Origin of the sequence: Skermanella aerolata KACC 11604, from assembly GCF_000936425.1 — a bacterium.
Taxonomy (GTDB): Bacteria; Pseudomonadota; Alphaproteobacteria; order Azospirillales; family Azospirillaceae; genus Skermanella; species Skermanella aerolata.
Genome location: NZ_AVFK01000027.1, coordinates 81978 through 101325, shown reverse-complemented (window position 1 = coordinate 101325; position 19348 = coordinate 81978). Strand labels below are relative to the sequence as shown.

At 64.2% G+C, this 19348-nt stretch carries 20 protein-coding genes and 1 pseudogene; 10 read left to right on the top strand and 11 right to left on the bottom strand.

Annotation, left to right across the window (positions count from 1 at the left end):
- Positions 1–28: 28 nt before the first annotated feature.
- Entirely contained in the window at positions 29–1399 is a 1371-nt protein-coding gene (locus tag N826_RS26375) for an ATP-binding protein (protein WP_052832086.1), read from the top strand.
- Between the two features lie 24 nt (positions 1400–1423).
- Here N826_RS26375 and N826_RS26370 read toward each other — a convergent pair.
- From N826_RS26370 to N826_RS26360, 3 genes and pseudogenes are all read right to left on the bottom strand, one after another.
- A pseudogene (locus N826_RS26370) lies at positions 1424–1776 on the bottom strand (tRNA-binding protein).
- 157 nt (positions 1777–1933) lie between these two features.
- Positions 1934–2386 (bottom strand): phasin family protein, encoded by a 453-nt coding sequence (locus N826_RS26365; protein ID WP_044433649.1) that lies wholly within the window; start codon positions 2384–2386, stop codon positions 1934–1936.
- A gap of 118 nt (positions 2387–2504) precedes the next feature.
- Positions 2505–3149, bottom strand: a complete 645-nt coding sequence (locus N826_RS26360) for a TetR/AcrR family transcriptional regulator (RefSeq protein ID WP_044433648.1) — start codon at positions 3147–3149, stop codon at positions 2505–2507.
- Positions 3150–3336: 187 nt separating this feature from the next.
- Here N826_RS26360 and N826_RS26355 point away from each other — a divergent pair, with 187 nt between their 5' ends.
- Positions 3337–4206: an RNA polymerase factor sigma-32 gene (locus N826_RS26355; RefSeq protein WP_044433646.1), complete on the top strand. Its 870-nt coding sequence runs from the start codon at positions 3337–3339 to the stop codon at positions 4204–4206.
- 33 nt (positions 4207–4239) lie between these two features.
- On the opposite strand, the gene proC is transcribed toward N826_RS26355, so the two are convergent.
- From proC to N826_RS26340, 3 genes are all read right to left on the bottom strand, one after another.
- A complete protein-coding gene (gene proC, locus N826_RS26350; protein ID WP_044433644.1) occupies positions 4240–5055 on the bottom strand; it encodes a pyrroline-5-carboxylate reductase in 816 nt (271 codons plus the stop codon).
- A 2-nt stretch (positions 5056–5057) separates the two neighbouring features.
- On the bottom strand, positions 5058–5564 hold the full coding sequence (locus N826_RS26345; RefSeq protein WP_044433642.1) for a type III secretion system chaperone family protein: 507 nt from the start codon (positions 5562–5564) through the stop codon (positions 5058–5060).
- Between the two features lie 254 nt (positions 5565–5818).
- Positions 5819–6166, bottom strand: a complete 348-nt coding sequence (locus tag N826_RS26340; protein ID WP_044433640.1) for an accessory factor UbiK family protein — start codon at positions 6164–6166, stop codon at positions 5819–5821.
- A gap of 212 nt (positions 6167–6378) precedes the next feature.
- Between N826_RS26340 and lgt the strand changes: the two genes are divergently transcribed.
- The 6 genes from lgt (at position 6379) to pth (ending at position 11757) form a co-directional block, all read left to right on the top strand.
- Entirely contained in the window at positions 6379–7224 is an 846-nt protein-coding gene (lgt, locus tag N826_RS26335) for a prolipoprotein diacylglyceryl transferase (protein WP_044433638.1), read from the top strand.
- Complete coding sequence (locus N826_RS26330; RefSeq protein ID WP_044433636.1) at positions 7214–8332, top strand: class I SAM-dependent methyltransferase; 1119 nt, start codon at positions 7214–7216, stop codon at positions 8330–8332. The genes lgt and N826_RS26330 overlap by 11 nt, the downstream gene beginning before the upstream one ends.
- A 66-nt stretch (positions 8333–8398) precedes the next feature.
- A complete protein-coding gene (gene pgeF, locus N826_RS26325) occupies positions 8399–9169 on the top strand; it encodes a peptidoglycan editing factor PgeF (RefSeq protein ID WP_044433702.1) in 771 nt (256 codons plus the stop codon).
- 286 nt (positions 9170–9455) lie between these two features.
- Positions 9456–10391, top strand: coding sequence for a ribose-phosphate pyrophosphokinase (locus N826_RS26320; protein WP_044433634.1), 936 nt, complete (start codon positions 9456–9458; stop codon positions 10389–10391).
- A gap of 180 nt (positions 10392–10571) precedes the next feature.
- The gene (locus N826_RS26315; protein ID WP_044433632.1) at positions 10572–11189 is read left to right on the top strand and encodes a 50S ribosomal protein L25/general stress protein Ctc; all 618 of its coding nucleotides are present in this window, start codon (positions 10572–10574) and stop codon (positions 11187–11189) included.
- Between the two features lie 4 nt (positions 11190–11193).
- Positions 11194–11757: an aminoacyl-tRNA hydrolase gene (gene pth / locus N826_RS26310; RefSeq protein ID WP_044433630.1), complete on the top strand. Its 564-nt coding sequence runs from the start codon at positions 11194–11196 to the stop codon at positions 11755–11757.
- 10 nt (positions 11758–11767) lie between these two features.
- Here the strand turns inward: pth and N826_RS26305 are convergent, their stop codons facing one another.
- Complete coding sequence (locus tag N826_RS26305; protein ID WP_044433628.1) at positions 11768–12001, bottom strand: hypothetical protein; 234 nt, start codon at positions 11999–12001, stop codon at positions 11768–11770.
- A 157-nt stretch (positions 12002–12158) separates the two neighbouring features.
- Between N826_RS26305 and ychF the strand changes: the two genes are divergently transcribed.
- Both ychF and N826_RS26295 read left to right on the top strand, forming a co-directional pair.
- Entirely contained in the window at positions 12159–13259 is a 1101-nt protein-coding gene (gene ychF / locus N826_RS26300) for a redox-regulated ATPase YchF (protein ID WP_044433627.1), read from the top strand.
- 152 nt (positions 13260–13411) lie between these two features.
- Entirely contained in the window at positions 13412–15832 is a 2421-nt protein-coding gene (locus tag N826_RS26295; protein WP_169789419.1) for a putative bifunctional diguanylate cyclase/phosphodiesterase, read from the top strand.
- Positions 15833–15846: 14 nt separating this feature from the next.
- Here the strand turns inward: N826_RS26295 and N826_RS26290 are convergent, their stop codons facing one another.
- The 4 genes from N826_RS26290 to N826_RS26275 all read right to left on the bottom strand — a co-directional run bounded on the left by N826_RS26290 (position 15847) and on the right by N826_RS26275 (position 19339).
- Positions 15847–16680 (bottom strand): VOC family protein, encoded by an 834-nt coding sequence (locus N826_RS26290; protein WP_052832084.1) that lies wholly within the window; start codon positions 16678–16680, stop codon positions 15847–15849.
- Positions 16680–17225 (bottom strand): DUF924 family protein, encoded by a 546-nt coding sequence (locus N826_RS26285; RefSeq protein ID WP_044433625.1) that lies wholly within the window; start codon positions 17223–17225, stop codon positions 16680–16682. Before N826_RS26285 ends, N826_RS26290 begins: the two co-directional genes overlap by 1 nt.
- A gap of 87 nt (positions 17226–17312) precedes the next feature.
- Positions 17313–18080, bottom strand: a complete 768-nt coding sequence (locus tag N826_RS26280) for a cytochrome c1 (protein WP_044433623.1) — start codon at positions 18078–18080, stop codon at positions 17313–17315.
- Positions 18080–19339 carry a cytochrome b gene (locus N826_RS26275; protein ID WP_044433621.1) on the bottom strand — a complete coding sequence of 420 codons (1260 nt, stop codon included), beginning with the start codon at positions 19337–19339 and terminating at the stop codon, positions 18080–18082. Before N826_RS26275 ends, N826_RS26280 begins: the two co-directional genes overlap by 1 nt.
- Positions 19340–19348 lie beyond the last annotated feature (9 nt).

Genomic DNA, 19348 nt, shown 5'->3' with positions numbered 1-19348 from the left:
TTAAGGCTGTAGCCATGAGCCCGGCACCATGACGGCGACGATCCCGGAACTGACCGCCCGCAGCTATCTGCCGCGCCGCCCCGGCTTCGGCGGGCTTATCAAGCGCATCCTGCCGCAGACCTTGTTCGGCCGGTCGCTGCTGATCATCGTGACGCCCGTCATCCTGCTTCAGGTCGTCGCCACCTGGATCTTCTACGACCGGCATTGGGACACCATGACCAACCGGCTGGCCTACGCGGTCGGCGGCGAGATCGGCATGGTGATCGAGCAGCTGGAACGCGACGTCACCATGGCGGATCGCACCGAAACGCTGTCGATGGCGGCGCGGACGATGGACCTGATCATCACGTTCGAGCCCGAAGCCATCCTGCCGCCGCAAAGGCGGGAATTGACCAGCCTGCTGGAACGCACGCTCGGGATGGCGCTGGACGAACGGGTGCACAAACCTTTCCTGATAGACACGCGCGTCGCCAGCAACTGGATCGAGATCCGTGTCCAGATGGCCGACGGCGTGCTCTCGGTGATGTCGCCGGAACGCCGGCTGTTCAGCTCGACCACCTACATTTTCCTGCTGTGGATGGTCGGCGCCGCGATGGTGCTGTTCGCCATCGCGATCATCTTTATGCGCAACCAGATCCGCCCGATCCGGCGTTTGGCCGCCGCCGCCGACGCCTTCGGCAAGGGCCGCGACGTCACCCGCTTCAAGATGGAAGGCGCCACGGAGGTCCGGCAGGCGGCTGCCGCCTTCCTGGTGATGCGCGAGCGCATTCAGCGCCAGATCAGCCAGCGGACGGAGATGCTGGCCGGCGTATCCCACGACCTGCGGACCCCGCTGACCCGCATGAAGATCCAGCTCGAGCTGTTCGGCGACTGCCAGGAGGTCGAGGACCTCAAGGTCGACGTGATTGACATGGAGCAGATGATAGAGGGCTATCTGGCCTTCGCCCGCGGCGAAGGTGCCGAAGCCCCCGTACCCACCGATCTCAACCGGCTCATCAACGAGGCTGTCAGCAGTGCCCGGCGCGACGGTGCAATCGTCGACCTGCACCTCGAAGGCGAGCTGAGCCTGCCGCTCCGTCCCAACTCGGTCAAGCGCTGCCTTGCCAACCTGATCGGCAACGCCCGGCGCTATGCCGATCATGTATGGGTGCAGGCCGGACGGCGTGACGACGCGATCGAGATCACCGTGGACGACGACGGCCCCGGTATCCCCGCCAGTTCGCACGAAGACGTCTTCCGGCCGTTCTTCCGCCTGGAAGGCTCCCGCAACCGATCCACCGGCGGCGTCGGCCTCGGCCTGACCATCGCCCGCGACGTCATCCGCAGCCACGGCGGCGACATCACGCTCGGCGACAGCCCGCGCGGCGGCCTGCGGGCGGTGGTTCGCCTGCCGGTCTGAGCCGTCCTTGTTCGGAGATTATGGTCAGTAAAGACGTCCGCCGTTCGGCACCTGCCGTTCCGGGGCGACAAGCACGACTTCGCCGTCGGCATCGGGAAACCCCAGCACAAGCACTTCGGACATGAACTTGCCGATCTGCTTTGCCGGAAAATTGATCACTCCGGCAACTTGGCGGCCGATCAAAGTCTCCGGTGTATAGTGGCGGGTAATCTGCCCGAAGTCCGGCGCAGTCCGATCTGCGGCCCGAAATCGACCTGAAGCTTGTAGGCGGGTCGGCGCGCTTCCGGATAGGGCTCGGCGGCGACGATGGTGCCGACGCGAATGTCGACCTTCAGGAAATCGTTGAAGGTGATATTTGTCGTCGCTGCCTCTTCCATGCCCGCCATCTGTCGTCTCTCCTTGTTTATGAGGGGACGACGCTAGCGATCACATGGGCAAAAGACAAGGCCGCCGCCGGTTTCCCGACAGCGGCCCGATCCCGTGCAAGTCAATGGACGGCGTGCCGGCTGGCGGCATGCCGTCGAAATGCCGGACTTACTTGGCGGACTTGATCTGAGCGACCGAAGCCTTCAGTTCTTCCAGGCTCTCGCTGACGCGCTTGTTGATCACGTCGGCGGCCTCGGAATTGGACTTGGCGACCAGCTCGGCCAGTTCGCGGGCATTCGACAGCGCCTTCTCGAAGGCCAGCTTGACCAGATCGGCCTGCTTCGCGACCTTGTCTTCCGGCGACCCGGCAGCCATCAGCTCGGTCACGATGGCGGAGGTCTGCTCGAAGGTCTGGCGAACGATTTCCGACTGGCGGCGAGCGACGGCTTGGAAGCCTTCGAACGCGAGCTGGTTGGCGGCGGTCAGCGCCTGAATGTTCTTCTGCTGGGAAGCCAGGACGGATTCCACATCGACGCCGGGAAGCTTGAATTCGGACATGAGCTTGGAAACGTCAGCGAACTTGGACACGTCGACGTCGAAGAATGGGTTCGTCTTGGCCATTTGGAATTCCCCTCAAAAAGCGTTTCTGGTTGCTGCGCTGCAACATCACTGATGCCGCATCATGCATATTGCGCAAATCTTCGTCAACTTCTTTTGTGCAACGCAACAAGACAGCCACTCAGGCCGTTATACCCGCTTCATCCGCTTCGGGGCTTCCCGTGCCGCTCGTCTTGCCGCCGCTTCGCCGCCTGCGGCCGGGCAGGCTGTTCGAAAACTGCTCCGCCTGACGCAGCCTGGAGTCCAGCGCCGCCATGGTGCGCGACAGGTCGGCACTGTCATCGGTCAGCCAAACCCTGAATACCATCAGATAGATCACCGCCAGACCCTTGACCCGAAGGATGCCGGAGATACCATCCGACGGAATACCGGCCGCTTCGAGCATCCAGGCCAGCGAACGCCGGAGCGCACAGGAATGAACGGATGCGGCCACCGGGTCCGCTCGCAGATCGCGGGAAATACTGTCCAATCCGCTCCGATAAGGGGTGAGCGCGTCAAAACGACGCATCATGACATCGAACAGCCTGTCCCGGGGACTTTCACCGTCGTCCCCATCCGGTCCGACCGCAAGGACCGCTTCGTCGATCTGCCGGGTGAAGCCTTTGAGGATATCGGATTTGGCGGGAAACACCCGGTAGATCTCGGCGAGAGTGATCTCGGCTCGAGCGGCGATGTCGGCCATGGTCGTGGCTCGCCATCCCTTCTCTCCAGCGAGCGACAGGGCGGTGTCGATGATGCGACGCGACAGATCAGCCTTCTTGACCATGGTATCCGAGATTCCCGTGCAGTTCGTTTGCTTTGACAATAAGATTGGGCCGCTACGCCGAATGCCAAAGGTCCCGGCGGCGACATGGTCGATTTCAGCGCAGGGGGGGACGATCTTCCTCCTCAGGAGTTGACTGTATGCAGGGGCATGAGATGCTTTCCCACCTTCTGGTTCGGGCGCGAAAAGGATGAATGCTTTGCCTGGATGGGCCTCCGGCTGCCTCACGACCCTGGCGCACCGGCTCCCCTATCTGACTCCCGATGAGGAGCGCGACCTTGCGTTGCGGTCCGCTGCCGGCGATCCGGCGGCGGCCGAAAGGCTGGTCGAAAGCCATCTGCGCGTCGTCGTCAAGATCGCCCGGAGCTACGGGCGGTTCGGCCTGCCGGTCAACGAACTCATCCAGGAAGGAACGGTCGGCCTGATCCAGGCGGTACGCAAGTTCAATCCGGACGGCGGCGCGCGGCTGGGCACCTATGCCATGTGGTGGATCAGGGCAGCGATCCAGGATTACGTGGTCCGGTCATGGTCGCTCGTGCGGGTCGGCAAGACAGCCGCTCACAAAGCGCTGTTCTTCGCGCTGAAGAAGGTGGCGGCGGAACAGCGGACCAATTCCGCCGCCCTGGACGAAGACGCGCTATCCGCCTTGGCGACACGGTTCGAACTGCCGCAGGCCGAGGTTTCCGGCCTGGCCCGGCGGATCGCGTGCTTCGACCGGTCGCTCGATATTCCGCTGCGCGATGGCGACGGCGAGGACGCCGAGGCGCCCATCGACCGGCTACCCGCCGAGCAGCCCAATCCGGAAGAAATCGTGGAGGAACGGAGCATCGGCCGCCTGTGGACCGGCCTGATCGACAAGGCGCTGGCCATGCTGCCGGCCCGTGAGGCGGCGATCATCCGCCAACGTCATATGAGCGACGTAGCGCCCACTTTCGAAGCGATCGGACGGGAGCTTGGGATCTCCAAGGACCGTGTCAGGCAGTTGGAAAAACGCGCATTGGCAAGGCTTCGGGAAATGCTTCAGCCCTCGGCCGCAGCTCACGGTCTCCCAGGCGCCTGAACTGCAGCGCACCCGGGAGACCGCTGCCGGTCTTCAGCTCGCCAGTTCCCGCGACCGCGCCGTCGCCGCCGCGATGGCCCGGTCGACCAGCGGCTGGATACCGTCGTCCGCCATCAGCACTTCAAGAGCGGCCTGGGTCGTACCGTTGGGGCTGGTCACGTTCTTGCGAAGCGACGCAGCCGGCTCGATCGAGCGGGCCGCCAGCTCGCCGCTCCCGGCGACGGTCGCCCGTGCGATCTTCATGGCCAGGTCTTCCGGCAATCCTGCCGCCACTCCGGCCTTCGCCAGCGTCTCGATCAATAGAAAGACATAGGCCGGCCCACCGCCGGAAACGGCGGTGACAGCGTCCATCATGCTCTCGTCCTCGACCCAGGCGACCTGTCCGACCGCGCCCATCAGGGTTTCGCACAGCCGGCGCTGCTCGGGCGTGACGGCGGCATTGGGGACCGCCACGGTCATGCCGCGTCCTACCGACGCCGGGGTATTGGGCATCGCCCGGACGATGGCGGCATCGGCGCCCAGCCGGGCCGTGAAATAGTCGATGGTCTTGCCGGCCGCGATGGACAGGAAGACCGTACCGGGCCGGACAAAGCCGGCGTAACCCGGGACGACTTCGTCCATGACCTGCGGCTTGACCGCGATCACCACCACATCTGGGTCGAAACCGGGGGGAATCCGGGACACGCCGGCGCATCGGACGATCCGCTGGCCCGCTGCTCCCGCATCAGCGGGGAACGCGCCCTGCGGTTCGACGACGACCACATGATCGACGGTGCGGGCGGCAAGCCAACCGTCCAGCAAGGCGCCGCCCATCTTCCCGCAGCCGACCAGAAGCAACGAGCATCCCATTGTCACGCCTCGCCGACTGTATCGAGGATGGAAGCGGTGACCGCTTCCGATGCGGTCTTGCCACCCGAGATCACGAATTGGAAAGCAGGATAATACCGCTCGGACTCGAGAAGCGCTATCTCCACCAGATCCTCCAGCTGTTCCACGCTGGCCCGCGGGGCGCCGCGCAGCAGGATCGTGTGGCGGAACATCGGCGTATGCTCGTCCGGACAGACGTCGAAATGGCCGAGCCACATCCGCGAATTGATGTCGGCCAGCAGCTCGTTGACGTGGGAACGGCGCGAGGCCAGTGACTTAAGGTCGAATTGACAGGAGAACTGCATTGCGCTCACCTCTTCCTGCCAGACGAAGTACAGACGATAGTCGCACCAGCGGGCAGCGATTTCGACGATCAGTTCGTCGTCGTTCGAACGGTCGAAAGGCCACTGGTTGGCGACCACGATCTCTTCGATCATGTCCAGAGGGTTGAGCGTCGTGGTAGGGGACTCTTCGACGGCGACTGCCGACATGCCTGCGACTCCTTCATCGCGCGCGGTTGGCGGCAACGGCCCCATCGATCGCCCGGCTGTTCCGGGCCGGTCGGATTTCTATGCCCCGATATGTTGTATCAAGGAGATCGTGGGGCTACTACCGCCGGGGACCGTGACAGAACGGCCACGGACGCGCAACAGAATTCAGTATTTTATCCATTCGGAACCGGGCCGACCCGGTGGATCGTTCCAGATCCCGAAGGAAGTTTCGTACCGGTCAGAAAGCGTACCGGTCAGGAAGCATCCGGCGCCGGCGTCTGGTCGGCGGCGCCATGGGCACGGGCCGACCGTTTCGGTCCGGGTGCTGCATGTGACAGTTCCCGCTCGGCGACCAGCGTCGCGACCAAAGCTTCCAGTGCGGTCACCCGCTCCGTCAGGTCTTCCTGCTCCGTCCGCGCCTTCACCGCCATTTCGCGGGCAGCCTCGAACTCCTCGCGGCTGACCACGTCCATCTGGCTCAGGATGCGCTCGAACTGCTGACGCACCTGGGCTTCGACCTCGCCACGCAACCCGGTCAGCGCGCCGATGGCGCCGCCCGCTACGCGCGCCAGATCATCGAGAAGCTTATTATCGACCTGCATGAGTACCATATCCTTGCACAACGGGAGTATTATGGGCCTCGGTCCGGCCCGATGCAACGGGGCATCACTTGCGGCGGTGCGGCAAGCATGCCTATAAGCTCTGCGATACCTGCGGGAGATCCCGCGTTCCGGCCAGTCCGTGGAAGGCATCCGCCTTCGGGATATCGCCTTCAGGACCTTACCGCCCTCCATGTATTGAGCCGAACCGCCGCATGCTTGCCATCCTGTTTCCTGCCATCGATCCGATCGCGATCCAGATCGGGCCACTCGCGATCCGCTGGTATGCACTGGCCTACCTGATCGGCTTCGTCGCCGGTTGGCGCTACTGCATCTATCTCGCCCGCAAGGACCAGCGGCCGCCGACCGCGGTCGATTTCGACGATTTCCTGACCTGGGCGGTGATCGGCGTCATCCTGGGCGGACGGCTGGGCTACGTGCTGTTCTACAATACCGCCTATTATCTAAACAACCCGCTGGAGGCGCTGGCGGTCTGGCACGGCGGCATGTCGTTCCACGGCGGCATGCTGGGCGTGATCGCGGCCATCTTCTTGTTCGCCTATAGGCGCAGGTTCTCGCCGCTCGCCCTGGGCGACATCATCTCCTGCGCCGTCCCGATCGGTCTGTTTTTCGGGCGCATCGCCAATTTCGTCAACGCCGAGCTTTGGGGCCGCGTGACCGACGTGTCCTGGGGCGTCATCTTCCCCAGCGAGCGGGCCGGCGGCCTGCCCCGCCACCCCAGCCAGCTCTACGAAGCTGCCCTGGAAGGACTGGTGCTGTTCGTCGTGCTGGCAATCCTCGCCCAGCGCTCCTCGATCCGGAACCGGCCCGGGATGCTAGGCGGCATCTTCCTCATCGGTTACGGCCTCAGCCGTATCCTGGTCGAACATTTCCGCGAACCGGATCCTCAGCTGGGCTTCCTGCTGGGCGGCAACGTGACGATGGGGCAGATCCTGTCGGTCCCCATGGTGCTCGCCGGTCTGGCATTGATCGTGATCGCGCGCCGCCGGGGCGAGGTGAGCCGGCAAGCCGGCAGCGAGGGTGCGCGTGATGGCGCTTGACCGCCGGCTGACGGAGCATCTGAAACGAAGGATCTCGGTCGAGGGACCCGTCTCCGTCGCGTCGTTCATGGGCGACGCGCTGGGGCACCCCCGGTTCGGCTACTACATCACTGCCGACCGCTTCGGCGCCGCCGGCGACTTCATCACGGCGCCGGAAATCAGTCAGATGTTCGGTGAGCTGATCGGCCTCTGGTGCGCCCACACCTGGGCCGCCATGGGCTCGCCGGAACACGTGGGCCTTGTCGAACTCGGACCGGGACGCGGCACGCTGATGCGCGACGCGCTTCGAGCGGCGGCGATGCTACCGTCCTTCCGCCAGGCTGTCCGCGTCCACCTGGTCGAAACCAGTCCCGTCCTCCGCCTGCGCCAGGTCGAAATGCTGGCCCCTGCCCTGCAAGGCGGCAAGCCGGTCTGGCATGACAGCGTCTCGACGCTGCCCGACGGTCCCCTGCTGGTCATCGCCAACGAGTTCTTCGACGCCCTTCCGATCCGGCAGTTCGAGAAGACGTCCCATGGCTGGACCGAGCGTCTCGTCGATATCGATCCCGAAAGCGGCGGTTTCCGGATCGTGCTGGACCGCCGTCCCGGTCCGCTCGAAGCGCTGATCCCGGCACGGGTCCGCGCCTCCCCCGTCGGCAGCGTGTTCGAGATCTGCCCCGCCGCCACCGCGATCGCCCGCGAACTGGGCGGCCGGCTCGCCACGTCGGGAGGAGCCGCCGTGATCGTCGACTACGGACATCCGCGCTCGGCGGCGGGAGAAACGCTCCAGGCCGTCCGGAACCACGCCTTCGTCCCGGTGCTGGAGGATCCCGGCGCCGCCGATCTGACCGCCCATGTCGATTTCGAGCTGCTCGGCGATGCGGCAAGGGCTGGAGGAGCCAGCGCATGGGGTCCCGTCACCCAGGGCGAATTCCTCGCGGCTCTCGGCATCCGCGAACGCGCCGCGATGTTGCGCGAACGGGCGACGCCGGGACAGGCGGCCGACATCGACAGTGCCGTGCAACGCTTGATTGGTGAAAAGGAGATGGGCACATTGTTCAAGGTGCTGGCTCTTACCGGTCCCGGACAGGATTCTCCGGCAGGTTTCGAGTCGTTGCGCCAGCCTTGAAACCGCCTCTCGATACCGGCAAGGCGTCTTCCGACATCAACCTGCCCTAAAGCTATGGACTCTCCAGTGATCACTTCAGGTGCGCTCGACGACATCCCGGCCATTCGCCACGGCTTCATGACACGCGAGGGCGGCGTCAGCACCGGGATCTACGACAGTCTCAATTGCGGCCTCGGCTCCAATGACGATCCCGCCAGCGTTGCCGAGAACCGGCGGCGTTGTGCCGCCCGCTTCGACCTCGCCTCCGACCGGCTCGTGACGCTCTATCAGGTACACAGCCCCGATGTCGTGACGGTGGAACGTCCCTGGGCGCCGGGCGAAGCCCAGCCCAGGGCCGACGCCATGGTGACCGCCACGCCCGGCATCGCTCTCGGCATCCTGACCGCCGATTGCGTCCCGGTCCTGTTCGCCGACAGGGAGGCCGGCGTCGTCGGCGGTGCCCATGCCGGCTGGAAGGGCGCCAAGGGCGGCGTCATCGAGTCCACCGTGGCGGCCATGGTCGCGTTGGGCGCCCGTCCGGAAAGGATCGCCGCCGCCATCGGGCCGTGCATCGCCCAGCGGTCGTACGAAGTCGGACCGGAGTTTCCCGAGCGCTTCCTGTCGGAGGACGCGGGCAACGCGGACTTCTTCGTGACGGCCCGGCGGACCGGACACTTCATGTTCGACATAGGCGGATATGTCGAGCGCCGGCTGGAGCGGAGCGGCGTCGGGACAATTCAGCGCAGCCCCAACGACACGGTGACCGAGGAAGACAGCTTCTTCAGCTATCGGCGCGCCACCCTGCGGGGCGAGGCGGACTACGGCCGGGGCATCTCGGTCATCACGCTGCGTGGCTGAGAACCGGCTGAAATACTACCACTTACGGAAGATTTCATGCCCTATGTGATCATGCTCATCGCCTTCTGCATCCTGGGCTTGATGGTCAGCTGCGTGATCTGACGGAACCAGTGCCAAACCTCGGCGTTAGGCCCATGTGCGAAGCGCATGGTGGCTTCCACGGCCGTCATCAAACATTTACATGAGTGGGTCGCGCTGATATGTTCCCGGCCGATTTCGTGTTGCACCGTGTTCAGTATTTGCGGCCGGCGGCAACGGCACTGTTTCCAGAAGAGAGCTGTGAAGTATGAAAGTCATTGCCGGCAACAGCAACCGGCCATTGGCCGAAGCAATTTCGGCCGCGCTCAACGTGCCGTTGACCAAGGCCAGCATCCGCCGCTTCTCCGACATGGAAGTGTTCGTGGAAATTCTGGAGAACGTCCGCGGTGAGGACGTCTTCGTCATCCAGTCGACCTCCTATCCTGCCAACGACAACCTGATGGAACTGCTGGTGACCATCGACGCCCTGCGTCGTGGATCGGCTCGCCGCATCACCGCCGTCCTGCCGTATTACGGCTACGCCCGCCAGGACCGCAAGACGGGGCCGCGTACGCCGATCTCCGCCAAGCTGGTCGCCAACCTGATCACGATGGCCGGCGCCCACCGCGTCCTGACGCTCGATCTGCATGCCGGGCAGATCCAGGGCTTCTTCGACATCCCGCTCGACAACCTGGAAGGTGCGCCGGTCTTCGTGCGGCACATCCAGGAAACGACCAAGTCGGGAGAACAGCTCGTCATCGTGTCGCCCGACGTCGGCGGCGTGGTCCGTGCCCGCGCCATCGCCAAGCGGCTCGACGCCGACCTGGCGATCATCGACAAGCGGCGCGAGCGCGCCGGCGTGTCGGAAGTCATGAACATCATCGGCGAGGTCGAAGGACGGCGCTGCATCCTGGTGGACGACATCGTGGACAGCGGCGGCACCCTGTGCAACGCGGCCACGGCACTGATGAAGGAAGGCGCCAAGTCGGTCAGCGCCTATGTCACCCACGGCGTCCTGTCCGGCGGTGCCGTTGCCCGCGTCTCGGCCTCCCCGCTGGAAATGCTGGTGACCACCGACAGCATCCAGGCGACGGAAGCCGTACGCGTGTCGCGCAACGTCCGCCAGCTGACCATCGCCCCGCTGATCGCCGAGGCGATCACCCGCATCAGCGAGGAACGGTCGGTTTCCAGCCTCTTCAACTGATCGCCGGGCAACTGGACGGTCGGTTCATCGAATTCGGCGGAGCCTCCTGAGAGGCTTCTGCCACTGGGACCTGCGGTCGGCGCCAAGCAAGGCGGCCGCGGTACGTCCGGCACCCCTGGAGGCCGGCGTCCACCCAAGGGCGGTCCCTGAGCGACCGCCTTATCGTGTATGGAGTAGAGTATGTCCGAAGCTACAGTTCTCGCCGCCGAGGTACGTGAGCGGGCCGGCAAGGGGGTTGCCCGCCAGACGCGCCGCGCCGGCCGGATCCCCGCCGTGATCTACGGCAACAAGGAAAAGCCGGTCACCATCTCGCTTGACCGGCTGAAGTTCGAACGCGTCCTGCGCACCCCGGGCTTCTTCACCCACCTGTTCGACGTCAAGGTCGGCGAGTCGACCTACCACGTGCTGCCGCGTGACGTTCAGTTCGATCCCGTCACCGACATTCCGATCCACGTGGACTTCCTGCGCGTCAGCAAGGAAGCGCGGGTCAGCGTCGCCGTTCCGGTCGAATTCGTCAACGCCGAGAAGTCTCCGGGCCTGAAGCGTGGCGGCATGCTGAACATCGTCCGCCACGAGATCGAAGTCGAATGCGGCGCCGAGGAAATCCCGGAGCACATCACCGTCGACCTCGAGGGCTACGACCTGGGCGATTCGATCCACATCAGCTCGGTCAAGCTGCCGGCCGGTGTCGCGCCGACCATCACCGACCGCGACTTCACCGTCGCGACCATCGCCTCTCCGTCGGCGGTGAAGTCGGAAGCCAGCGGCGCGGAAGAGCCGGAAGCAGAGCAGGAGTAAGCTTATGTTGCTGCTGGTGGGCCTGGGCAATCCTGGTTCGGAATATGCCCGCAACCGGCACAATATCGGCTTCATGGCGGTGGACGAAATCGTCCGCCGCCATGGCTTCGGCCCCTGGCGCAGGCGTTTCCAGGGCCAGAGCTGCGATGGCTCAGTCGAGTCCGAAAAGGTGCTGGCGCTGAAGCCGCAGACCTTCATGAACGTTTCCGGCCAGTCGGTCGGCGAAGCGATGCGCTTCTTCAAGCTGACGCCGCCAGACGTCATCGTAATCCATGACGACCTGGACCTCGCTCCGGGCAAGGTCAGGGTCAAGCAGGGCGGCGGCCACGGCGGCCATAACGGGCTGCGCTCGATCGACGACCATATCGGCAAGGATTATTGGCGTATTCGCCTTGGGATCGGACATCCGGGCAACAAGGACCTCGTCCACGGCTATGTCCTGCACGACTTCAGCAAGACCGAGCAGGTCTGGCTCGACCCGCTGCTTGACACTGTCGCGAAGGAGCTTCCCCTGATGGTCGCCGGGCAGCCGGAAAAGTTCGCCAGCAGGATCGCCATCGCGTCCTGAGGCGCGTCCCTTACGCCTTGACGTCCTTTCCCCCGCCCTTCTTCAAGGCTTCGACCAGCTTCTTCTGGAACCGACCGCCATCCTGCCGGGTGGCGAGGAACTGGCGAACGGCGCTCTGGGCTGTCTCGCGGTCGTAGGGGACTTTGCCCTCGGTTGCGAGATCCAGGCGTTCGACCACCTTGGGGTCCAGGCTTTTGCGCAAGGCGGCCATCTGGCGCAGCAGTTCCTGTCTTGGGTCGGACATCTATGAATTCCCCTTCTCGCAACGGGCGAAGCATAGCGGAAACGGGTCCGGCAAGTCTTCCGGACTTTCGTTTTAGCGTTCCGTATCGCATATAGAAGCCTGGAGCGGCCGGGACTCGGCCGCGGTTGGATTATTTTTGAAAGCGGCGGCATTTCCCATGGGTTTCAATTGCGGCATCGTCGGCCTGCCGAATGTGGGCAAGTCCACTCTGTTCAACGCGCTGACCGCCACCCAGGCGGCCGAGGCGGCGAACTTCCCGTTCTGCACCAAGGAGCCGAATGTCGGGCGCGTCGGCGTGCCGGATCCGCGACTCGACAAGATCGCTACGATCGCCAAGTCGGCCAAGATCATCCCGACCCAGTTGGAATTCGTCGATATCGCCGGCCTGATCCGGGGCGCCAGCAAGGGTGAGGGGCTGGGCAACCAGTTCCTCGGCAATATCCGCGAAGTCGATGCCATCGTCCACGTGCTGCGCTGCTTCGAGGACGACGACATCACCCATGTCGAAGGCGGCATCGATCCCATCCGCGATGCCGAAACGGTCGAGACCGAGCTGATGCTGGCAGACATGGACGGTCTCGAGCGCCGTCTGTATGCCATGCAGAAGAAGGCCAAGGGGGGAGACAAGGAAGCCAAGGCCACGGCCGACATGATGGAGCGGGCGCTGGCCGTTCTCCAAGCGGGCAAACCCGCCCGCACGCTGGATGTTTCCCACGACGAACTGCCGCTGTTCAAATCGCTGCTGCTGCTGACCGGCAAGCCGGTCGTCTATGTCTGCAACGTCGAGGAAGACGCGGCCTCCACAGGCAATGCGCTGTCCGCTAAGGTTGCGGAAATGGCGAAGGCTCAGGGTGCCGTCAGCGTCATCGTCTCCGCCGCCATCGAGTCGGAGGTGGCGCAGCTTACCGACGAGGCCGAGAAGAAGGAATATCTGGAATCCCTTGGCCTCGACGAGCCGGGATTGAACCGGGTGATCCGCGCCGGCTACGAGTTGCTCGACCTGATCACCTTCTTCACCGTCGGTCCCAAGGAGGCCCGTGCCTGGACGGTCCATCGCAATGCCAAGGCTCCTGAAGCCGCCGGCGCTATCCACAGCGACTTCGAACGCGGTTTTATCCGGGCGGAAACGATAGATTATAACAGCTTTGTCACACTTGGAGGCGAACAAGCCGCGAAAGAGGCGGGAAAGATGAGGCAGGAAGGCAAAGAATACATCGTCCAGGACGGCGATATTTTCCACTTCCGCTTCAACGTCTAAAGCTGTTTGCCTATGACGATATACTACAATCGATAGGTAAATAATTTTTTTACTAAAAATGGTCCATTGATCCGGTATCCTGTGTTACTTGTGCATGAGCACGAGCCGCATGGGCCGGACCGATGGGATTAAGTCTTGGAATGTATGATGTGATGACGGCTGGTCTGGACGCGCCGCAGGCGCTTCCGCATACGGCCTCGGAAGAGATCGGCCAGGCAATCCTGGAGCGTCAGGTTCCGCCGACGGCCATCTCTCACATCGTCGCCGTCAACGACCGCTTCGCCGGCTTGCTGGGGACCAGCAGCCCCGAAGTGGTTGGCCGCGACCTCGCCGAGTATGCATCACGGCTCGCGCAGCCTGTAGATTGCGCCATGCTCGTGGAGGCACTTGCGGGAGCCGAGCCTTCGGTCGTCGTCCTCGATCTGGCGCACGGTCCGGTAGCATTGAATATTCAACCCATCGGCGGCGCCAAGGCAACTCACGTTATCGTGACCGAGGATGCCGGCCCGACCGATGGACAGATCAGCCACGTCATCGACAATCTGCTGGCCTCCGTCTTCATCGTCGACGTGACGGAGGACGGTCAATTTCGTTACGCCATGCTCAACCGCCGGCATGAGGAACTGACCGGCCTGTCCCTGGACGAAGTGATCGGACGAAGCCCCGAGCAGGTTTTGCCGCCGGACGACGCCGCCAGCGTGCTCGCCCATTACCGGACATGCGTCAAGCGCCAGCTCCCCACCACTTTCCAGGAGGTGCTGCACCTTCCCACCGGGCGCCGACATTGGGAAACGCGGCTGGTTCCGATCATCGGCGGCGCTTCCGGTTCGCGGGTGACGCGGCTGTTCGGATCGAGCATCGACATTTCGGAACGGGTCGAGGCCGAACAGGCTCTTCGGGACAGCGAGCAGCGGTTCCGGTCCATCTTCGAGCATGCCGGCGTCGGCATCGGCTATGCCTCGGTGGACGGCAGGATCATCGACGTCAACCGGACGCTGGAGACCATGCTGGGCTATGGCCGTGAAGAGGTCATCGGCCAATCGTTCAAGCAGTTCGTCCACGAGGACGAGATCTCCCAGGTCACCGGACGCTTCCTGGAACTCCTAAGCGGGCGCCGGGCAACTTTCCAGACGGAGCGGCGGTTCCAACGGCGCGACGGCACGGAGCTTTGGGCACGCACCACGGCATCGCTGGTCCGAGATCCGCTCGGCCGGCCTAAATACATCATCGGCCTGTTCGAGGACGTGACCGAAGCCCGCAGGGCACGGGAGCGGATCCATTACCTGGCCTCCTTCGATCAGGTCACCGGGCTGCCGAACCTGTCCCTGTTCGGTGAGCGGGTCACGACGGCGCTGGAGCGTCCTGCCGCCGACGAGAGGATCGCGGCCCTGCTGGCGATCAGTTTCGACCGGCTCGACCCGATCCGCTTCGCCCACAGCCGGACGGCCGCCGACCATCTGATGCGCCGGCTGGTAGACCGGCTGCGCCGGGCGCTGGGTCCGGACGATGTCGTGGGCCGGATCGGCGACGACCTGTTCGCAGTCCTGCTGCCCAACCTCGCCGACCCGGAAGAGGCACTGGCGACGGTCAAGAGCATCATCGCGACTTTCAGCACCCCGATCGAGGCGGACGGACAGGACTTCCTGCTGCCGCCGGTGATCGGCGTCAGCCTGTCGCCCTTCGATGCCGGCAACCCGGACGAACTGGTCCGGATGGCCGGCGCGGCCTTGCAGCGGGCGCGCGACCAGGGCACCTCGCGGTTCGAGCTCTATACCCCGGACATGGAAACTCACGCGGCCCGCCAGCTTTCGCTGGAAAGCCGTCTGCGCCGGGCAATCGATGCCGACCAGTTCGAGTTGGTCTACCAGCCCAAAATCGAGGTCGAGACCCTGAAGCTGGCCGGATTCGAGGCGCTGGTCCGCTGGCGCGGCGAGGACGGCGCGCTGATCTCCCCCGGCGAGTTCATTCCGGCCGCGGAAGAGACCGGCCTGATCATCCCCCTGGGCGAGCTTGTGCTGCGGTCCGCCTGCGAGCAGATGGCGGCGTGGCGGCGCGAAGGGCTGGTCGATCTGCCGGTCTCGGTCAACCTGTCAGGCCGTCAGGTCAGCGACCCCCATCTGAGCCGCAAGGCGCTGGCTATCCTGGCCCATTCCGGCCTGCCTTCGTCCCATCTGAAGCTGGAGCTGACGGAGACCGCCCTGTTCCGCAGCACCCCCGGCATCCGCGAGGCGCTGCTGGAACTTCATGCAGCCGGAGTAAGGTTCCTGCTGGATGATTTCGGAACCGGATATTCCTCCCTCAGCTATTTGAAGCGCTTTCCGATCGAGGCGATCAAGATCGACAAGAGCTTCGTCCAGGGCATGGTCGAGGACCCGGACGCCGCCTCCATCGTCAACGCCATCATCAACATGGCCCATGCGCTGAAGATGCGGGTGATCGCCGAAGGTGTGGAAACCCAGGAGCAGTTGATCTTCCTGCGGGCTTACCGCTGCGACCGTATGCAGGGTTTCCTGTTCGCGCCGCCGACCGCCGTGGCAGATATCCCGGCACTGGTCCGCCGACTCGCGTCCTGACCCTTCCTTAATCCTCAGGTTTCGACGAACTCCAGCACGATCCCATTTGCCTGCTCCGGCGGAACGACGAGACGTGCCCCGGCGGCTTCGGCAAGTGGGATGCCCATGGCTGCGAGATATGCGCGGGTCGCCTCCAGATCCCGCGACGCCACTGTCATGACCGATGCGCCGCCAAGACCGGGATATCGCCGCTCCAGGCGATCGGGTGACAGGAAGCGCACCGTGTGGGCGCCGGTTCCGACCTCCAGCCTGCCCTGCCCGCCCTTGAGCGCCGGCTCGCCGAACAGGGCCGCATAGGCCGAAGCCAAGGCTGCGGGATCGGCTACGGCGATGGTGACGCTTTCCAGACCGAGCGAGCCGTTGGCGTGGTCCAGCCATTCAGGGCGGCGCAGCATTTCGGGCGTTAAGTGGGTGCAGGAGAAGGTGGCAAGGCCGGGGGTCGCATCCGGATCGAAATGGACCAGCGAGAACCGCGGAGTGACGTTCCCTTCCGGCAGTTCCAGCAAGCGACCCAAGTCCTTCGGCGGCTGCGTGGCATGGGGGAACGCGGCCTGGACGGCGGCGGACGATCCTGCGGCGAAGGCGAGACCCAGAAAGCCTTCTCCCCTCGTTTCCAGCTGTACGTCCAGGCGGTTCAGGAACTGGGCCGGATCGACGATGCCGAGAAGCTCGACGTAGTCATCCCTGAACATGACGCAGTAATTGCCGGTACCCCAGCCGATATGGCGTCCACGCGGAGTCACGGTGAAGCCCAGACGCCGCCACGTCTCGCGGGCGGCTTCAAGGTCGCGGACGCCGATCAGGGTGTGGTCGATCCCGCTCAGCGGATTGGCATGGGCGGGGGCCATCAGAACGACGATCCCGGCTGCTTCAGGAACTCGGTCTCCTCCTCCGTCGAGGCGCGGCCGAGAATGCGGTTGCGGTGCGGGAATCGGCCGAAGCGCTGGATTATTCGCAGATGGCGCTCCGCATAGTCGAGATATTCGGGATCGCCGATGCGGGAACGGGTGAGTTCGACCGACAGGCGCTGGTCGGCCAGATCCTCGCTATGCTCCAGCGGAAGATACAGGAACAACCGCTGGTGCATGTCGAAGCCGGAGTCATACCCACGCTCTATCGCCAGTCTGGTGAGATCGCGGGCAGCCGGATCATTGGCAAAGGCTCGGGGTGTGCCTCGAAAGACGTTGCGCGGCACTTGATCCAGGAGGATGACCAGCGCCAGGCATCCCTCGGGAGTCTCCCGCCACTCCGGCAACCGGCCGGCCGCCGCCTGTTCGTGGACCGGCATCAGCAGGCGCCGGACCTCCGCGTCGAAGGCGTCGCTCTGCTCGAACCACTTGGGACGGGTGGCGGAGCTGAACCAAAACCCTAGAACGTCATGAAACGTCATCATTCGTCATCCCTTCGCAACCGATTCCCCAGAAAGCAGAAAAGGGCGCCCGGAGGCGCCCTTTTCCTTGGACAGTCAGTCCCGACGCGGTCAGTGGTGCGCGTCAGCCCAGACCTTGCGCTTCACGGCATACATCATACCCGTGAAGACGAGGAGGAACAGGATGACCTTCACACCGGTCTGCTTACGCGCTTCCAGGTGAGGTTCCGCCGCCCACGCCAGGAAGGCGGAAACGTCGTGCGCCAACTGGGCCTGCGTGGCCGGAGTGTTGTCGGTGTAGGTGACGCTGTCGTCCTGGAGAATCCCGGGCATACCGATCAGGTGACCGGGGAAGTACTTGTTATAGTACATCCCGTCGGGGACCTTCACGTCGGCCGGCGGCTCTTCGAAGCCGGTCAGCAGCGCGTAGATGTAGTCCTCGCCACCCGGACGCGCCTTCGCCATCAGCGACAGGTCGGGCGGATAGGCGCCGCCGTTGGCGGCACGGGCCGCCTGCTCGTTCGGGAACGGAGCCTTGAAGTGGTCCGCCGGGATGGCGGGCCGCTCGACCATCTCGCCAGCGTCGTTCGGACCGCCCATCACGGTGTACTGGGCCGCGATCGCCTTGACCTCGTCCGCGTTGAAACCCAGCGCCGTGAGGTTGCGGTACGATACGAGGCTCATGCCATGGCAGGTCGAGCACACTTCCTTGTAGACTTGGAAGCCGCGCTGAAGCGACGCCCGGTCGAAGGTGCCGAAAATGCCGCTATGCGACCACTCCTGCTTGGGCAGCTCGATCTGTTCCCCGGCGGCGAAAGCCGAACCTGTAAGTCCCAGGCCTATCGCCGCCGCCAGGATGACCTTCTTCAACGAGCGCATTAGGCCTTCTCCATCGGCTTGGCGGCTGCCGCGGTCGCCAGGCGACCACCACCCTTCAGAACGGGTTCGCTGATGCTGGCGGGAAGCGGCCGGGGACGCTCCAGCTTGCCGAGCAGCGGCAGGATGATCAGGAAGTGAGCGAAGTAATAGATCGACGCGACGCGAGCGACGATCAGCCAGATGCCTTCGGCAGGCTGCGAACCGGCATAGCCCAGCAGGATGCAGGCGACGACCAGGACCCAGAAGAACTGCCGGTAGAGCGGACGGTAGTTGGCGCTGCGGACCTTGGAGGTATCGAGCCAGGGCACGACGAACAGCACAGCGATGGCGCCGAACATGGCAAGGACGCCGCCGAGCTTGTCGGGAACCGCGCGGAGGATCGCGTAGAACGGCAGGAAGTACCATTCCGGGACGATGTGCGCCGGAGTGACCAGCGGGTTGGCCGGAATGTAGTTATCCGGATGACCCATGAAGTTCGGCGCGAAGAACACGAAGCCGGCGAAGATGATCATGAAGACGCCCAGGCCGAACGTATCCTTGATCGTGAAGTAAGGATGGAACGGCAGGCTGTCCTGCGGACCCTTGATGTCGATGCCGACCGGGTTGTTCGAGCCGTGCACGTGGACGGCGGCGACGTGCAGGAAGACGACGCCCAGCAGCACGAACGGCAGCAGGTAGTGGAGAGCGAAGAACCGGTTCAGCGTCGGGTTGTCGACCGAGAAGCCGCCCCACAGCCAGGTCACGATGTGATCGCCGATGATGGGGAACGCGGAGAACAGGTTGGTGATGACGGTGGCGCCCCAGAAGCTCATCTGGCCCCAGGGAAGCACGTACCCCATGAACGCGGTGGCCATCATCAGAAGCAGGATGACGACACCCAGCATCCACAGGATTTCGCGCGGGGCCTTGTACGAACCGAAATACAGGCCGCGGAAGATGTGGATGAAGACGGCGATGAAGAACATCGACGCGCCGTTCATGTGGATGTACCGGATCAGCCAGCCGAAGTTCACGTCGCGCATGATGCGCTCGACCGAATTGAAGGCGTAGGCGGTGTGCGGCGTGTAGTTCATCGCCAAGGTGATGCCGGACACGATCATCGTGATCAGCACGACCATGGCGATGGCGCCGAAGGACCACAAATAATTGCAGTTCTTCGGCATCGGGTATTCGTTGTACTCGTGGTTCAGCTGCGTGAAGATCGGCAAACGGTAGTCGATCCACCGAACCACGGGATTCTTGAACTGCGGGGCAGCCATGTTCAGCTC

Bases quoted from the DNA above. Each gene is read 5' to 3' on its own strand.
- N826_RS26375 (WP_052832086.1), top strand. From the start codon at position 29: ATGACGGCGACGATCCCGGAACTGACCGCCCGCAGCTATCTGCCGCGC.
- N826_RS26365 (WP_044433649.1), bottom strand. From the start codon at position 2,386: ATGGCCAAGACGAACCCATTCTTCGACGTCGACGTGTCCAAGTTCGCT.
- N826_RS26360 (WP_044433648.1), bottom strand. From the start codon at position 3,149: ATGGTCAAGAAGGCTGATCTGTCGCGTCGCATCATCGACACCGCCCTG.
- N826_RS26355 (WP_044433646.1), top strand. From the start codon at position 3,337: ATGAATGCTTTGCCTGGATGGGCCTCCGGCTGCCTCACGACCCTGGCG.
- proC (WP_044433644.1), bottom strand. From the start codon at position 5,055: ATGGGATGCTCGTTGCTTCTGGTCGGCTGCGGGAAGATGGGCGGCGCC.
- N826_RS26345 (WP_044433642.1), bottom strand. From the start codon at position 5,564: ATGTCGGCAGTCGCCGTCGAAGAGTCCCCTACCACGACGCTCAACCCT.
- N826_RS26340 (WP_044433640.1), bottom strand. From the start codon at position 6,166: ATGCAGGTCGATAATAAGCTTCTCGATGATCTGGCGCGCGTAGCGGGC.
- lgt (WP_044433638.1), top strand. From the start codon at position 6,379: ATGCTTGCCATCCTGTTTCCTGCCATCGATCCGATCGCGATCCAGATC.
- N826_RS26330 (WP_044433636.1), top strand. From the start codon at position 7,214: ATGGCGCTTGACCGCCGGCTGACGGAGCATCTGAAACGAAGGATCTCG.
- N826_RS26320 (WP_044433634.1), top strand. From the start codon at position 9,456: ATGAAAGTCATTGCCGGCAACAGCAACCGGCCATTGGCCGAAGCAATT.
- N826_RS26315 (WP_044433632.1), top strand. From the start codon at position 10,572: ATGTCCGAAGCTACAGTTCTCGCCGCCGAGGTACGTGAGCGGGCCGGC.
- pth (WP_044433630.1), top strand. From the start codon at position 11,194: ATGTTGCTGCTGGTGGGCCTGGGCAATCCTGGTTCGGAATATGCCCGC.
- N826_RS26305 (WP_044433628.1), bottom strand. From the start codon at position 12,001: ATGTCCGACCCAAGACAGGAACTGCTGCGCCAGATGGCCGCCTTGCGC.
- ychF (WP_044433627.1), top strand. From the start codon at position 12,159: ATGGGTTTCAATTGCGGCATCGTCGGCCTGCCGAATGTGGGCAAGTCC.
- N826_RS26295 (WP_169789419.1), top strand. From the start codon at position 13,412: ATGACGGCTGGTCTGGACGCGCCGCAGGCGCTTCCGCATACGGCCTCG.
- N826_RS26290 (WP_052832084.1), bottom strand. From the start codon at position 16,680: ATGGCCCCCGCCCATGCCAATCCGCTGAGCGGGATCGACCACACCCTG.
- N826_RS26285 (WP_044433625.1), bottom strand. From the start codon at position 17,225: ATGATGACGTTTCATGACGTTCTAGGGTTTTGGTTCAGCTCCGCCACC.
- N826_RS26280 (WP_044433623.1), bottom strand. From the start codon at position 18,080: ATGCGCTCGTTGAAGAAGGTCATCCTGGCGGCGGCGATAGGCCTGGGA.
- N826_RS26275 (WP_044433621.1), bottom strand. From the start codon at position 19,339: ATGGCTGCCCCGCAGTTCAAGAATCCCGTGGTTCGGTGGATCGACTAC.